Annotated in this window: 16 protein-coding genes; all 16 read left to right on the plus strand. The window is 66.3% G+C overall.

What is annotated here, in order from left to right; translation table 11 throughout:
* Positions 1–13: 13 nt before the first annotated feature.
* The 16 genes from CH292_RS27685 to CH292_RS27760 are packed head-to-tail and all read left to right on the plus strand — an operon-like array spanning position 14 to position 15,355.
* Positions 14–1,153 (plus strand): MinD/ParA family protein, encoded by a 1,140-nt coding sequence (locus CH292_RS27685; protein WP_081371413.1) that lies wholly within the window; start codon positions 14–16, stop codon positions 1,151–1,153.
* A complete protein-coding gene (locus tag CH292_RS27690; protein ID WP_094656322.1) occupies positions 1,150–1,791 on the plus strand; it encodes a hypothetical protein in 642 nt (213 codons plus the stop codon). Before CH292_RS27685 ends, CH292_RS27690 begins: the two co-directional genes overlap by 4 nt.
* Before the next feature lie 14 nt (positions 1,792–1,805).
* A complete protein-coding gene (locus tag CH292_RS27695; RefSeq protein WP_052058297.1) occupies positions 1,806–2,099 on the plus strand; it encodes a hypothetical protein in 294 nt (97 codons plus the stop codon).
* On the plus strand, positions 2,096–2,365 hold the full coding sequence (locus CH292_RS27700) for a hypothetical protein (RefSeq protein ID WP_139278523.1): 270 nt from the start codon (positions 2,096–2,098) through the stop codon (positions 2,363–2,365). The genes CH292_RS27695 and CH292_RS27700 overlap by 4 nt, the downstream gene beginning before the upstream one ends.
* A gap of 26 nt (positions 2,366–2,391) precedes the next feature.
* Entirely contained in the window at positions 2,392–3,024 is a 633-nt protein-coding gene (locus CH292_RS27705; protein ID WP_032406419.1) for a hypothetical protein, read from the plus strand.
* Entirely contained in the window at positions 3,021–3,902 is an 882-nt protein-coding gene (locus CH292_RS27710) for a hypothetical protein (protein WP_052060488.1), read from the plus strand. The genes CH292_RS27705 and CH292_RS27710 overlap by 4 nt, the downstream gene beginning before the upstream one ends.
* Positions 3,896–5,692: a hypothetical protein gene (locus tag CH292_RS29150; RefSeq protein WP_176580241.1), complete on the plus strand. Its 1,797-nt coding sequence runs from the start codon at positions 3,896–3,898 to the stop codon at positions 5,690–5,692. Before CH292_RS27710 ends, CH292_RS29150 begins: the two co-directional genes overlap by 7 nt.
* Positions 5,689–7,206 carry an SCO6880 family protein gene (locus CH292_RS27720; RefSeq protein WP_052058295.1) on the plus strand — a complete coding sequence of 506 codons (1,518 nt, stop codon included), beginning with the start codon at positions 5,689–5,691 and terminating at the stop codon, positions 7,204–7,206. The genes CH292_RS29150 and CH292_RS27720 overlap by 4 nt, the downstream gene beginning before the upstream one ends.
* A gap of 1 nt (position 7,207) precedes the next feature.
* On the plus strand, positions 7,208–8,983 hold the full coding sequence (locus tag CH292_RS27725; RefSeq protein ID WP_052060487.1) for a hypothetical protein: 1,776 nt from the start codon (positions 7,208–7,210) through the stop codon (positions 8,981–8,983).
* Position 8,984: 1 nt separating this feature from the next.
* On the plus strand, positions 8,985–9,254 hold the full coding sequence (locus CH292_RS27730) for a hypothetical protein (RefSeq protein ID WP_032406417.1): 270 nt from the start codon (positions 8,985–8,987) through the stop codon (positions 9,252–9,254).
* A 4-nt stretch (positions 9,255–9,258) separates the two neighbouring features.
* Complete coding sequence (locus CH292_RS27735) at positions 9,259–10,881, plus strand: M23 family metallopeptidase (RefSeq protein WP_032406416.1); 1,623 nt, start codon at positions 9,259–9,261, stop codon at positions 10,879–10,881.
* Between the two features lie 42 nt (positions 10,882–10,923).
* The gene (locus CH292_RS27740) at positions 10,924–11,607 is read left to right on the plus strand and encodes a hypothetical protein (protein WP_032406415.1); all 684 of its coding nucleotides are present in this window, start codon (positions 10,924–10,926) and stop codon (positions 11,605–11,607) included.
* The gene (locus CH292_RS27745) at positions 11,604–12,152 is read left to right on the plus strand and encodes a hypothetical protein (protein ID WP_052060486.1); all 549 of its coding nucleotides are present in this window, start codon (positions 11,604–11,606) and stop codon (positions 12,150–12,152) included. Before CH292_RS27740 ends, CH292_RS27745 begins: the two co-directional genes overlap by 4 nt.
* Positions 12,153–12,163: 11 nt before the next feature.
* Positions 12,164–12,562: a hypothetical protein gene (locus CH292_RS27750; protein ID WP_139278522.1), complete on the plus strand. Its 399-nt coding sequence runs from the start codon at positions 12,164–12,166 to the stop codon at positions 12,560–12,562.
* Entirely contained in the window at positions 12,562–14,526 is a 1,965-nt protein-coding gene (locus tag CH292_RS27755) for a TraM recognition domain-containing protein (RefSeq protein WP_052060485.1), read from the plus strand. Before CH292_RS27750 ends, CH292_RS27755 begins: the two co-directional genes overlap by 1 nt.
* A complete protein-coding gene (locus CH292_RS27760; protein ID WP_052060484.1) occupies positions 14,516–15,355 on the plus strand; it encodes a DUF4913 domain-containing protein in 840 nt (279 codons plus the stop codon). Before CH292_RS27755 ends, CH292_RS27760 begins: the two co-directional genes overlap by 11 nt.
* The last annotated feature ends 3 nt before the right edge of the window (positions 15,356–15,358 follow it).

The raw sequence follows: 15,358 nt of genomic DNA on the forward strand, positions 1-15,358 counted from the left end.
TAAGGACCACCCGATGAGCACAGACTGGAAAGACGGCCTGATGGCCGATCGGACGAGTCCCGACATCGACGACGTCGACACGACGTCCACACCGGTCGGCCCACGACCGGCGTTCGGGCAAATCGATCTGGACCGCAACACCACCGCGGTGGTGATGTTGGGGCGCGGCGACAGAACGCAGCCGCCGCGCCCCCCGACGGCGTCCGCGTTGGAGATCGACGGTGTCCGAGCTGCTCCGACATCGGGGTGGCGACGCGCCCTCTACGCGTTGTCTCTGCGCACGATCAACGCCGGCGAGTCGCCCGCGGACAAACGTGCACGTGAGCTCGACGCGCAGATCGCCGCCCCGGTGCGCACCGATCACAAGATCACCGTGGCAGGGCTCAAAGGTGGAGTGGGAAAGTCGACCGTCTCGGTCGTGCTGGGCCACGCTTTCGCGGACGTGCGCACCGATCGGGTGTTGGCCATAGACGCCAACCCCGATGCCGGTGTCCTCGCCGAACGCATCGCAGCGATCGCGCCCCGCACCGAGCATCCACCGACGATCTACGACCTGCTCGCCGCCCCGCGTACCGATCGCTACGCGGACGTACGCCAACACACCCTCGAAGCCGAGACCGGTCTGCAAGTTCTCGCCTCACACGATGATCCGGAGCGTTCGGAAGCGCTGAGCGAGAACGACTACCGGCGCGTGATCGAGATCCTCCAAGACCACTTCCAGGTGCTGCTGTCCGATTGCGGCACCGGCATCACCCACCCCGCGATGGCGGGAGTGCTCGACCTGACCGACTCTCTGATCGCGCCCACCAAGCTCGACGTCTCGGCGGTCACCAGAACCAACGCGCTGCTCGATTGGTTGGACGCCCATCACTACTCGCACCTGGTGCAGCGGTGCGTGATCGTCGTCTCCCGGATGTCGAGCAGCTCGAAGACACCGTTGACCGACCACCAGCTACAGGAGTACTTCGGTGACCGCGTCCGCGCAGTGGTGACCATCCCGTTCGATCCGCATCTGGACGAGGGCGCGGAAATCTACTGGGATCGGCTGCTTCCCGCGACACGGGCGGCGTATCGCGATCTCGCTCAGCTGGTGGCCACGGACTTCGCCGCCGGATGGCAGAACCGAAACCAAGCACAGGGGCCGGCACTGTGAGCGCCACGGCATGGGCGGCCGCCGACGACTCCCGGGAGCCGGGACGCTCACACGGGTTGATCACCCCGCCGCCTGCAGAGCGGTGCATCGACGTCTGGCCCGAGCCGGTCTACGCACCCACCGACCGGGCTGTGCCCTCGTGGTGGCTCGTCGGTGGCCACGGAGGAGCCGGAGTGTCGATGCTGACCGCCTCGTGGTCGATCGCCGGCGATGCGATGGGCGCGTTCCCGGCCGGCTTCGAGCAGGAATCACCCTTCGTCGTGGTGGTCGCCCGTGAATCCGCATGGGGAATCACCCGAGCTCACGATCTGCTCACGCAGCATCTGTCCGGCTACGGCGGCACAACCACTCTGGTCGGGCTCGTCACCGTCGCAGCATCACCGAGCCGACTCAAAAGCGAGCTGCGCCAACGCCTCGAAGTGGTCGCGGGGCTCGTCGACGACCATCACTGGCGAATCCCGTGGATCGACACCTGGAACGAACTGACACCCGACGAGCTCCCGTTCTGGACTCCCGGAGATCCCATTCCCACCGGACGCAAACGCGAACCGCCCGACCGAGCCGTACCGCGCGAGGTCGCGGACGTTGCCGACGCCATCCGCACCACCATCATCTCGATCCTTCAGACCAACCCATAAGAGAGCGAAACACCATGCTGATCAACACATTCGACGCAGTCCACACCACCATCCTGGCCGTCCCGCAGCCCGATCCCGTACCCCCGCCCGGAGGCGACCGGATATGGCGCATGATCGGCGTCGCCCTGTGGATTCTGACCGCCGGTGCCGTCCTGGGAATCATCGTCGGCGGCGGGGTGATGTGGTTCGACCATGCCGCCGGCGACGGAGCGATGAGGGGTAAAGGCATCAAGATCGTCATCGGCGCTGTGATCGGCGCGTTGATCATGTCGCTCGCAGCGTCATGGATCACCTGGGTGATGACGTGAGCGTGACACCGCTCGCCCAACCGGCACCACCGTCGCAACCACTCCCACCCGAAGTCACCGGACCACTCGATCAACTTCTGGGCTACGGAATGTGGATCGTCGGAGCAGTACTGGTGACGTCACTGATCGTCGCCGCCGGGATGTTGTGGTGGCACTTCGCCACCTCGACACCCTTGAACCGGACCGTCCGAAAGATCCTGTGGATCTGTGCCGCCGCGATCGCCGCAAGCTCGGCGGGCGCACTCGCGGGCTTCGCCCTCTCATAACGCAATTCGAATCGGAGACCCTTCATATGAAACGCCACCTCATCGCCGCAGCCACCGTCGCCGCGGTCCTGGCCTTGTCCGGATGCGGATCCGCCGAACCCACATCCGACACCACGACAACCTCGACGAGCGCAGCCGCCGTCGATACCTCGGCCGCGCCTGCCGACGTGCAGTGGCAGAGCTGGCGGGGTGCCTCCCTGCCGACCTCGAGCACGGACGGTCCGCGTGAGGTGGCCGGCGACATCGCAACCGGCTACACCCCGACGCCTCAGGGCGCGGTCCTGGCCGCAGCACAAGGAATCACCAGACTGCGTCTGGCACCGGACAACTCCTGGCCCGAAGTGGTCAATGCGGTCGCAGCACCCGGCGTCGGCCGCGACACCTACGCCGTCAACCGCGCACAGGTCTCCATCACCGATCCGGCACCGGAGGGAACCGAAGCACACCTGCAGGGCTTCGAGGTCACCGACTTCACCGACACCCGGGCTGTAGTTCGACTGGCGGTCGAGCGCCCCGACGGTGCGCTCATGGCCACCACCCACACCCTGGTCTGGTCGGGAGAGGACTGGAAGCTACTGCTGCCTGCACCCGACGACATCCCCGAGCCCGAAACACTCACCGACACCGCCGGTTTCACCGAATTCGCGGCGGCATCATGAGTACCGGAACCCCCGGAGCCGACAAGCCCGCCAAAGAGCACCGCATATTGACCGGCGCGGCGATGCTCGTCGTTGCGATCATCGTGATCTGCGCCGTCGTCGCGGTCGTCCTTCGAGTGAGCGGCGACTCCGACGACGAGTCGCCGACCGCCCAGACGCCTCGACCGACGGTCACCGCGCCTCCCTCCACCGGCCCCACGGCCGTCCCGAACACCGACGGCGCGATGCAAGGGCTGGCAACCCCGACCGTCGACCGTCTCGGCCGCCGGGTCGACGTCCCGAAATGGCCCGGCGGGTGGGCACTGCCGCAGTCACCTGTCGACTACGGCCCCTACAACCCGGCCGTACCGGTGCCCGCTCCCGCGGGAGTGAGCTGGCAGAAGGTCAACGACGGAGCGATCGTCCCGTTCTCCACCTCGGACGGCCCGTCCACCGTAAAAGGTCTGACCGCCAGCGGATTCGCTCACACTCCACAAGGGGCCGCCCTGGCGGCCGTGCAGATCGCGCTGCGCCTGGGGTCAGCGAACAACGAGACCGCACGCGGGATCTACGACAACCAGACCATCATGACCGCGGCACAGCGCAGCGAGCTGTACGCGCAGCTCGACGCCGAAGGCCCGTTCCATCGCGGTGCCACCGACGCTGCCCTGAGCTACCAGACCAAGTCCGACGCGTTCCGGATCCTCGACTACGCCCCCGATCTCGCCGTCATCGAAACTGCCAGTCCCGCACAGAAAGCGGACAACGGCACCGCGCAGTGGTTGACCACCAGGTTGACGGCCACCTGGGTCGACGGCGACTGGAAGCTGACTTTCCCCGAGCAGCTCGGCGATCTCTCCGGCACCGCGACCTCTCTGAGCGGGTGGACCCCATGGTGACGATGCGGCTACGCGCCGGACGGATCGTCCACGCTGTCCTCGCCGCGCTGGTCGTACTCATCGCGGCCGCATCGCTGATAGGCGCGTTGGCTCAGCCGGCATCCGCGCAGGAGACCACCGGCCCTGCGATTCCGGCCGCACCGCAGGGCTACGAGCTCGTCGGTGCGGACGATCTGAAGGCGAACAACCTTCCCGCAGGATCGATCACCCTCGGCGGTCTCGGAGGTACGACACCCAAGCCGTTGCCCGCGGGGTACACGATGGTCCAACGAGAGCTGACCTGCATCACGGTCCCACTGGGCGGCGGACAATCGACGCAGACGTGCCCCACGGTGACCTACGCCGTCCCCGAAGGCGGACCCACCGAAGCACCCCAGGCACCCGCATTGCCCGAAATCGGCAACGGCGCACCAGGAGAAGGAACGTTCGGGTTCGACCAAAAGTGCGAGTCGATGACGCAGGACACGGGATCGTGGGCCAGCGTCTCGGGCGCACTGCGCAAGATCTTCGCCAACCCTTCGGAACAGGTCTGCAAGCTCGCTAACGTCGTCTCTCATCCCGGCGATGCGCTGCAGAAGATGTGGGACTCGGCGTTCGGGAAGAACGTCAAATCTCTCATCGCCGGCGTCGCCGATGGCTGGGGCACGATGATCAACTGGTGGTTCACCACACCCTCACCGGCCTTGTCGGACGCGAACTACCTCACGGTCCTCCAGACATACATGCTCCCCATTCAGGGTGCGGTGCTGGTCATTTCGATCTTCGTCGCTTGCATCCGCGTCGCCCTGGCACAGTCCGGAAACGAGAACGCCGCGGCAATGGATCTCGTGCGTACCTTCGTCCGGACTATCACCTCGATGTCGCTGTTCGGTGTGGCCATCGGCCTGGCCATCCAGGTCTCGGACGGCATCAGCTTGTGGTTGCTCAGCGAATCGGGCGGCAACGACCTCGGCACCAAAGTCCAAGCGATGATGATCGACGACACCTCGACCTGGGGACCGGGCTGGGTTCTGCTGATCGCTCTGTTCGGAATGCTCGGCGCACTGGTCCAGGTCGTGCTGCTGGTGGTCCGCATGGCGTTCCTGATGGTCATCGTCGGTGTCCTGCCCGTCGCCGCGGCAGCATCGGGAACAGAGATGGGTTCGCAGTCCTACGAAAAGATGCGCAACTGGGCAATCGCGTTCATCCTCTTCAAGCCCGCGTCGGCCGCGATCATGGCCACCGCGTTCTGGGCCGCAGACCCCAGCTCCGACGTCACCAAGCTTCAAGGCCTGATTCTGCTCACCGTTGCGGCAGTGGCACTTCCGGCGCTACTGAGGGTGCTGAACGTCTCGAGCGCCTCCTCCGGTAGCCCGATGGCATTGGCCGGCATGGCCGCAGGTGGAGCAGCCCTGGGCATGGCCGCCATGAGCGGCGGAACCAGCGCCGCCGTCATGGGCGCGGCCCGCGCAGCCAAATCGGCCGGGGGCGTGGTCACCCGCAGCCAGGGCGGCTACGGCGGCAAAGCCCCGGGAACCGGAGGCGGCGGTGGCGGCGGCGGTGGCGGCGGTGGCGGCCGCGGTGGCGGTGGCGGTGGGGCTCGCAGTCGTACATCGAGCGCTGGCACCGGCCCCTCGCGGGGCAGCTTCGCAGGCCGCAGCGGCGGGCGGCGGATCCCGTCGATCTCGGGAGGCGTCCAGTCCGCCCGCGCCGGGATCTCGCGCGGCAGTCACTCCCTCGACTCCATGGCCCAAGACATCGCCGGCGATGTTCCGGGCCGTCCCTTCGCAACGAACGAGGTCATGAAGTGAGCACCACCAGCGCACCCATGCGTCGCCGCCAGACCTACGTGATCGGCCCCGTCCCGAAGGAATCGTTCCTACTGGGCCTGAACATCGCCGCAAGCGTCTACCTCTTCGGCTGCGCCCTGATGGGTGTCGGCGTGCTCTCGATCGCCGACAACAAGCTCTACGCCCTCGCCTTCATCGGCGTCATGGCCATCACCGCGCTACCGCTGATTCTGCGGTTCCAACGCAAAACCTATTACCAGTGGATCGCCCTGTCCGTGCAGTGGCTGATCCACCTGTCGAAAGGCGAGAACTTGTACCTCTCCGGACGTTTCTCCCGCGTTCCCGGCGGCACCAACCGCCTGCCCGGCGTGCTCTACGACAGCGTCCTGCACGACGGCTGGGTCCAACATCAGTCCCGGCAGAAGTTCGGGGTCATCGAGATGCCCAAGACCCACCAATTCACCATCGTCATCGAATGCTGGCCCCAGGGCAACGAAGCCATCGACCAGGACGCAGTCGACAATTCGGTGTTCTCCTGGGGTGCGGCGGTCAACTTCATCTCCCAGACCGGCGACGTCGACGGTGTCACCGTCGTGATCGAGAACGGCCCCGAGTCCGGCAACCGGCTCCGCCGCGAAGTGCGGTCGATGGCCCACGAAGACGGTTTCTACGGCGGAGAACTCCCCGCACGCATGATGCTCGAGTCCGCGGAATACCTCGCCACCGGCACACCGCGACTGTGGGCACGGGTGGCCATCACCTACCGGGCCGCGACCGCGAGCCGACGAAAGGACCCGGGCGAGCAGATCAAGGAACTGGCACGCCGAATCGGCGGTGTCCTGACCGTGCTCAACGAAGCACAGCTCAACCCGCGACTGCTCGCCTCGGACGAGATCGTCTCGTTCGTCAAACACGCCTACACCCCGGCCGCATTGGACGATCTCGAACTCTCGGAAATGAAGGGCGGGCACGATCTGGGCTGGGAGGACGCCGGCCCTCAAGCTCAGAAAGCGAACATCTCCAACCTCTTCCACGACGGCTGCTACTCCACGACATGGGAAATGGCCGAACGACCGAAGAACGCCTTCGTCGAGACCGTGCTGCGACCACTGCTCGACCCCAACCCGGACGTCCTGCGCAAGCGCGTGGCCATCTGCTACCGCCCCCACTCGCCGGCCGAAGCGGCGACCATCATCGGCCGCGACCTCAAACACGCCAACAGCGGTGTGAACAACCTCGGCAAGAAAGGCCCCAGTTTCGAGGCGCAGCAACGACTGAAGAGTGTCGAGGACCAGCTCGAAGAACAGGGCCACGGACACGGTCTGACCATGATCGGACTGTTGGTGACCGTGACGACACCCGAAGGCGAAGACCGACCCAAGGCCGATTCGGTCACCAAAGATCTCGGCACCCGATCCTCACTTCGCCTGCAGCGCTTGTGGTTCACCCAGGACACCGGATTCGCCGCGACCCTCGGCGTCGGCGTCCTCATGCCCTCGCACACCAAGAACGTCGCAAAGAAGCTGGGAGCATGAAATGAGCATCAAACGCCCCTGGAGACGCGCCGCCAGTACCGCCTCCCACCGCGACCTCAACCGCACCGCTGCGCAACGTCAGCGCGAACAACACTGCGAGAGCATCGATTCCGCACCGGTGGCCGTACTCGACGACAACGAACGCCGCGAACTCGAACGCGCCGCCGAATCGAAGAACATCGCCGTCTCCTGGCGCGCACGCCTGCATCTCGGACGTGACGCTGCAGCGCGGTCCAAGACCGTGGGGCACAGCCGCGACGCAGAGACCCTGCGCGGCAACCACATGGGCCTGTCCGGACGCGGCGGCGGCAAAGCCGGACCCGTCCTACCCCTGACCGAATTCCGCGCCACCACACTGCAAGCAGCCGGTATGTGGCCGTTCCCGGTCGGGGCCGGAGCGCCGATCGTCGGCGTCCCACTCGGTGTGCACCTCTACACCGGCGCACCGGTGTGCTTCGACCCGCTCTCATGGATGACCCGCGCCCGATTCCTCCAACAGCCCTCGATGATGCTGCTCGGCCTGCCCGGCTTCGGTAAATCGACGCTGGCCCGCAAGATCATCCTCGGACTGATCTACGCCGGAGTGTCCACCCTGATCATGGGCGACATGCGGCCCGACTACCGCAAACTCGTCGAAGCCCTCGGCGATCGAGGCCAGATCATCGACCTCGGCCTGGGCCGCGGGCAGATCAACCCCCTCGACATGGGACCTCTCGCCCAGATCCTGGCGACCCTCGATGCCGCCGGCACCGACGCCGCCGACAAAACCGCGGCCCTGGTGCGCAAACGCATCGCCGGCGACCGGGTGCGCCGGGTCAAGACATTGCTACAGGTCACCCGCGGCAACGCCCCGATCGACGACTTCGAGATCTCCGCCCTCGGTGCCGCGATCCGTCTCCTCGAGGAACGCTTCACCGGCGACGTCCAACCGCTGCTCTCCGACCTCGCCGACGTCCTCGAGGAAGGCCCCGACCCGGTACGGCGGGCATTCAAATCCGACACCGACGCCGACTACCGCGCCGACTCGAAGACACTGCGGCGCACCCTCAACGCCCTGATCGACGGTGAGTTCGGTGAGGTGTTCTGCGGCCAGACCACCGTGCCGATCGACATCAACGCCGCTGCTGTCTGCGTCGACGTCTCCGGCATCGGAACCGCCGACAAAACCCTCAAAGGCGCAGTGCTGCTCGCCTGCTGGGAGCACGGCTTCGCCGCCACCGACGCCGCCCACTACCTGGCCGACGCCGGATGCGGGCCGCGCCGGAACTTCCTGGTCGTCCTCGACGAGATGTGGCAGGTCCTGCGCGCGGGCGTCGGCATGGTCGACCGCGTCGACGAACTGACTCGCCTGAACCGGGCCTGGGGCACCGCGCTGTTGATGTGCACCCACACCATCAGCGACCTCGAATCCCTCCCCAACCCCGAAGACGTCGCGACCGCCAAAGGCCTGGTCGAACGCGCCGGAGTGCTGGTGGTGGGTGCATTGCCACGTAAGGAGATGACCCGACTATCCGACATCAAACCGTTCACCGACACCGAAATCGCCGACATCACCTCCTGGTCGTCCCCGAAAGCGTTGACCGGCGAGGCAGGCGCTCTGAGCGCTCCACCCGGGCAGGGCAAGTTCATCGTCAAACTCGGTGAGCAAGGCGCACCGGGTATTCCGTTCCGGACCGTGCTCATGCCGTCGGAGATCGAATCCGGTGTCCACGACACCAACCACCGATTCACCTTCGTCGGCGACGACCTCGAAGACGACTACGACGAGGTCGCGTGAGATGGCCAAACGGTTCTACACCACCGAATTCAGGGACAAGTGCCTCGCGCTGGTCAGTGAGCAGATGAAAACCGCGTCCTCACGCGAAGAGGCCGTCGTCGCTGTCGCTGCCGCACTGCAGATCCCGGTGACCACCCTGCGTAACTGGGTGCGCAACGAACGCGGCGCAGCACGCACCACCCAATTCCCCGCAGACACCGAACTGGCCGTCCGCGAGCTCCGCGACCAAGTGGCCATCCTGCAACGCGCTCTCGGCCGCGAAAGGATCTGAACCGTTGAAAAGCACCGCCAGCAAGGGGACGTTGGTCGGCGTCGCCCTGTTCCTCGCCCTGATCCTGGCGCTGGTGCTGCTGATCTTCCCCGACGACGACGAACCCAAAGTCGGGGACTGCCTGCCCGGCGGCGCACCGACCGCGACGTTCCCTGCCGGCACCAAGGTCAAGCCGATGAAGGACGGCACCTACCAGTTGACGTCCGGATTCGGTCCTCGCTGGGGCACCATGCACAAGGGCCAGGACTTCGGATCGGCTGCAGGCGAACCGATCTACGCCACCGCCGACGGTGTGGTGTCCAAGGCCGGACCGGCAACGGGGTTCGGGCAGTGGATCGTCATCGACCACAACATCGACGGACAGATCATCTCGAGCGTCTACGGCCACATGTTTCCCGACGACCTCGAGGTGACCCCCGGCCAGCAGGTCCACGCAGGCCAGGAAATCGCGAAAGTCGGCTACAACGGCGAAGTCTCACCACCTGGACCGGGCGGTGCGCACCTGCACTTCGAGATCTGGCAAGGCGGCCACGACGCCGGCGAAGCCGTCGACCCGGCCCCGTGGATCGCCGCAGCGTCCGAGCCCGACGCCCCCGCCGGGAGCCCGGCCACTCCGTCGCCGTCACCGACAACACCTGCCCCCGGCGGCGACCTCCCGCCTCTACCGCCGTCCGTCGGGTCCGAAGAGCACTGGCAGGTCGACACGGTTCGCGTAGCCCGATCGGTCGCGCAGAAGTTCCCCGAGATCAAAACGATCGGTGGGTGGCGGCCGTACGACACCTACGACGATCACCCCAGCGGCCGGGCCGCGGACATCATGATCCCGGACTACGACACCGGGGCCGGCAAGGAGCTCGGCGATCGGGTCGTGGAGTACCTGATGGCAAACAAGACCGAGCTGCACATCGAGTACATCATCTGGCGCCAGACCTACATCCCGGCCGACGGCTCCTCGAACCAGATGGAGGACCGCGGCTCCCCCACACAGAATCACTTCGACCACGTCCACGTCACCACCGTCGGCGGCGGGATGCCCGACGCTCTGACCAACTACGGCCCGGCACCGGGCGCAGCAGGCAGCCCAGGGGCGGTCCCGACCCCGTGCGGGGTCAATCCGGCTGCGAGCGGCGGCGAAGCCGATCTCGCACCCGGGAAAGTGCCCCCGGAGTTCGAGCCGTGGGTGATCAGGGCCGGCAACACCTGCCCGCAGATCCGCCCGCCCGTCATCGCCGGACAGCTCAAGCAGGAATCGGGCTTCAACCCGCGCGCTGTCAGCCCGGACGGAGCCGAAGGAGCGGCGCAGTTCATGCCCGGCACCTGGCCCGGCTACGGGCGCGACGACGACGGCAACGGCTCGGTCTCCCCTTACGACATCGGAGACGCAGTTATGGCCCAAGGCCGCTACATGTGCGAGATCGCAGGCCAGGTCGACGCCGGGATCGCCAACGGGTCCATCTCGGCCCCCAACGGCCCGCTCGAGCTGTATCTCGCCGCCTACAACGCAGGTTTCGGCGCGGTCCAGTCCTCCGGCGGATTCCCCACCGGCTCACCGGACTACGTCAACCAGACCCGCCCCTACGCCGACCTGATCCAGCAGTACGCCACCGAATTCGCCTCGATCGCCTGAGCACACACACCGACCGACACGACAACCAAGGAGATACCCGAAATGGCCAAACGACGCAGCACCCACAACTCGGTCGCCGAATGGGAGACCGCGAAGAAGGCAGTCAAGGAACACCTCGACGACCTCCGCGCGCTCGAGACCCACGGCGAGCTCTACACATGGGCGAAAGAGCACGACCTCGCCGTCCCAGGCCTGTTCCCGAAGTTCAAGACCGAACTGTCCAAACAGCTCGGGATCGACTACGACGCACTGCGCGAGCAGGCCTACGCCCAGCGCAGAGAGCAGATCGCTGCGGCCGCAGCCGATGGCCCGGTACTCGAGCTGTGGACCGCGGCCGACGACGAGGTGTCCTCGTTCGCGATCTGCGGACCCGAAGGTGCCGTCGTCACCTACAACACCTTTCACCCCGACGACAAGCTCTACCGCAACGGTGATCAGGTCTCGGCCGACCGGTCGGTGGCGCAGCACGCGGTGTTCGTCGCAGGTCAGGCCCGCGAGGAACTAGACGTCGAGGCGGTCCGGCTGATCCTGCACGTGCTCAACCACGAAGTCGCGGCCGACGACCCGGCCCTGGAGCGAACCGCGCTGCGTGGCCGCGTGCACGTGAGTGTCGAAATCGACCAGGACAACCCGGCGGCGGAGTGGTGCCGCGAGAACGGCTACAAGTCGTGGCGAGAGACGAACCTGACCACCCTCGTCGTCGACGACGAACGGATCGCAGGATGAAACGCGGGCAGCTCATCGCGGTCAGCGCGGTGTTGGTATTCGTCGTGGTTGTCGCCGCCGCTGTGGTCACCCTCGTCAAGTTCAGTGGCACCGACGAGAGCCACGACCCGGCCACCGACGCCCACGTGCACCTCGACGACGACCGCGGCTCCGATCCGGACGCCGTCGCCGAAGCTGCACTGGCGGCGATGTTCTCGTGGCAACCGGCCATCGACCCCTCCCCCGCTGCCGCTGTCGGACGAGCGCAGCGCTGGCTCGGCGGTCCGCTCGCCGCCGACGCCACACAACCGGCCGCCACCGGGGTCCGGCCGCTACCGCAGTGGGCGGGATGGCGCGACTCCGGGGACATCGTCACTGCCACAGCACAATCGGGCGAGCCGATCACCGCCTCCGATAGCCGGCAGGTACTCGACGTCGCCCTCACCCAGACCGTCCTACACCGCGACGGAAGTACCACCCCCTACAGCGACTACCGCGTCCGGGCCGTCGTCGAAAAGAACTCCGAAACATGGCAACTGACCGAATACAACTTGGCACCGAAATGAGGACGTCGATCATGAGAAGGCACATCATCCATTCGGACCCGATCGGCTACATCGGTCCAGCGCCATCGGTGTTCGACCTCGCAGCGCTCACGGCGATCAATACTGTTGCAGCTCTGCTCGTTTCCGTCATCATTCTGCTCTGGTCGGTCCGCCGCACCTGGGCGAGAGCGGCAGCGGTGGCCCTCACCCTGGCCGTTCTGGCCGGTGCGGCAGCCGCCGGACGCTCGATCGTCACACCCCACACCGCTCTGGCGGCGACGGCGTATGTCATGCCCGTGTTCGCCCTCGGCGTGGCCGGCCTGCTGCACGTGTTCGTGCACCTTCGCCCCCGACCCGACTCGAACGATCAGAAGGACGATCCGATGACCGCTACCACCATCCAGGACGCGATCGAGGGGAAGGCGCTCTGATGGCCCAGACACGCAGATCCGGAACCGGTGCCAGAGCACAGGAGAACCTTCTGCAGGCGGTGCTGCTGTGCATCGGCCTGGCGGTCGTGATCACCCTCGTGTTGTCGTGGTGGGCAGGAACGTTCCTCTCCGGCGGCGACCCCAGCGGCAACCCCATCCAGGGGGTATTCGAGTCCTTCACCGGACAGCGCCCCTGGCCGTGGCAGTCGACGGCCATCGCCGTGGCATTGGTGGTGTCGATCGTTGCGGTCGCACTGCCGATCGCAGTTCGGCGAGCCAAGGGGCGTACCGAAGTCGACCGGGCCGCGCGCACGATGGTCGCACCGAACAAGCTTCGCGGAGTCTCCCCGAAAGAGTCGCATCGCCTGATGCCCCAGTTCGACAAGTCCGATCCGCGGTCGTGGGGATTCCTCCTCGGCACGACCGTGGTAGGCGACAAGCCGGTGTACCTGTCGTGGGAAATGGTGATGGTCGCCCTGGCCGGCACCCGGATGGGAAAGACTGTCGCCCTTGCGGTGCGCGCAGCCTTGGCAGCACCGGGGGCCACGATCGTGACCAGCAACAAACCCGACCTGTATGCCGCGACTCGCCTCGGCCGCGAACGGTACGGGCAGGTGTGGGTGTTCGATCTGCAGGCGGTCAGCGGATCGGTGCAGCTCACGTTCTGGTGGAACCCGCTCAAACACGTCACCACCCTCGCCCAGGCCCGCAAGCTCGCCTCCTTTTTCGTGTCCGCGTCGACGAAGAAAGACGCCAAGACCGACGGCTACTTCGATGGTGGAGCTCAAGAGCTGCTCGCCCTCTACTGCCTGGCTGCGGCGTCGGCCGGCGGAGATCTCCTGCACGCGGTGAGTTGGCTCGGCCGCGATCAGGACGGCACCCCCGCCCAGATCCTCGATGCGTTCGACAAGAAACGCGCAGCAGCGCGAGTGAGAGAAGCCCAAGGCTTGACCGATCGCCAGCGCGACGGCCTGTTCGACATGGCACGCCGATTCCTCGACATCCTCTCCGACGACGAGTACGCCCGCGCCGTCACACCGCCTGCGCGGGCGATCATCGAGGTCGACGCGACGGACAAGACCGTAGTCCCGCGCGTGACCACGCGGTACGGGGAGCCGCTGCACGATCGCCGCGAGTTCGATCCGCGGGCGTTCGTGGCCAGTACCGACACCCTCTACGCGCTCTCGCTCGAAGGACCGGATTCGGCGGCACCGCTGACCACCGCACTGGTGGGGCAGATCTTCGACGAAGCCACTGCGCTGGCCTCACGGACCCCGGCACGCACCTACGACAAGCAGATGCCGCGGTGGTGGCCGACCAGGATGTGGCAGCCCACCATTCGCACTCAGGGAGGCCGGCTCGACGTTCCTCTCGTTGCCGTTCTCGACGAGGCCGCGAACACCGTCCTGCTTCGCCAACTGCCAGACCAGTACTCGCATTTCGGTGGCCGCGGAATCATCCCGATCGCGATTCTCCAGTCACCACAGCAGGGTGCCCGGGTGTGGGGCCGCGACGAGTTCGATTCGATGATCGCCGGTGCCGTGCACTTCTACGGCGGCAACATCAAGGACAAGCAGTACCTCAGCGACCTGTCCGAGCAAATCGGTTCGCACGAAGTGCAATCCACCACCCGCAGCAACGGCCAAGGAAACCGCAGTACGTCGCACAGCTGGCAAGAACGGCCCATTCTTCCGATCAACGAACTCGCGGCCCTCCCGAAAAGCCGTGCCATCGTGGTCTTTCCGGAAAACCCGCCCGTTCTGATCAAGAAAGTCTGGTGGACCGACACCGACGACGCCGAGATGATCACCCAGTCCATCATCGAATACAGCGGATCCGCCGAACAGGCGAAGGAACTGCTCGACGGACCGTTCAACATCGACTACGAACCAGACCACGACGACGTCGACGAGTACGAGCTCGAAGACTGGGACCGATCGGCGGTGAGCGTCGATGGACGTTGATTTCGACCTCGACGAGGAACTGGATCTCGACGCCGAACCGGAGGTCGAGCCCGCGTACGAGTCGGTCGATGACTGGGTTCAGCATTACCTCGCCAGGGTGATCCAGCGACGGATCAGCGACCGACCCGGTCACGGACTGACCTGGGATGCCCGGTGGTGGAGGCACGGTGAAGCGGTCGCCCGCCTGACCGCTCTGTGGTGGGCCTGGGAGTCCGCGCGCCGTTCGGTCGAGGACCGGGCAGCGATGTCGGGATGGTGGGTCGAGCATTGCGAACCTCACCTGCGGATGCTTCTCGACGGCGTCACCGGGCCGATGAGCGGAGCCGACGACACCGGAACCTGGGGTGGCTACGGACCCCTGACGTGCGATCCAGTTCCAGAAGGTTGGATCGCGGACGATCTCGCAGACCTCTCGCACGAGCACCCGATCCCGATCGGGGAAGACGCCGACGAGTTGCCGGCCCCGGCGTTTCTGCGGCTCGAGGACTTCGTGAAGAACTACCTCCGCCACGTCATCAACCGCAAGATCGACGACAAGCCAGGCCGTGGACTGTCCTGGGATCGGCGCTGGTGGCAGCACCAGGAGGTCGTGTCGCGGCTCAAGGCCCTGTGGTGGGCGTTCGAGGAAGCGCGCAGTTCACCGGACGATCCGGCGGCGATGTCGAGCTGGTGGCTTCGGCACTGCGACCCCCACATGCGTGTGCTCCTCGACGGCGAATCCGGACCCATGAGCAACGCCGACGTCGACGGGAGCTGGCCCGGCCACGGCTCGCTGCTGATCGCCTATCCACCCGAGGACTGGCAGACACCGAAATATCTGACCCCCTGACCG

This window comes from Rhodococcus sp. 14-2470-1a (assembly GCF_002259425.1).
Lineage (GTDB): Bacteria > Actinomycetota > Actinomycetes > Mycobacteriales > Mycobacteriaceae > Rhodococcoides > Rhodococcoides fascians_E.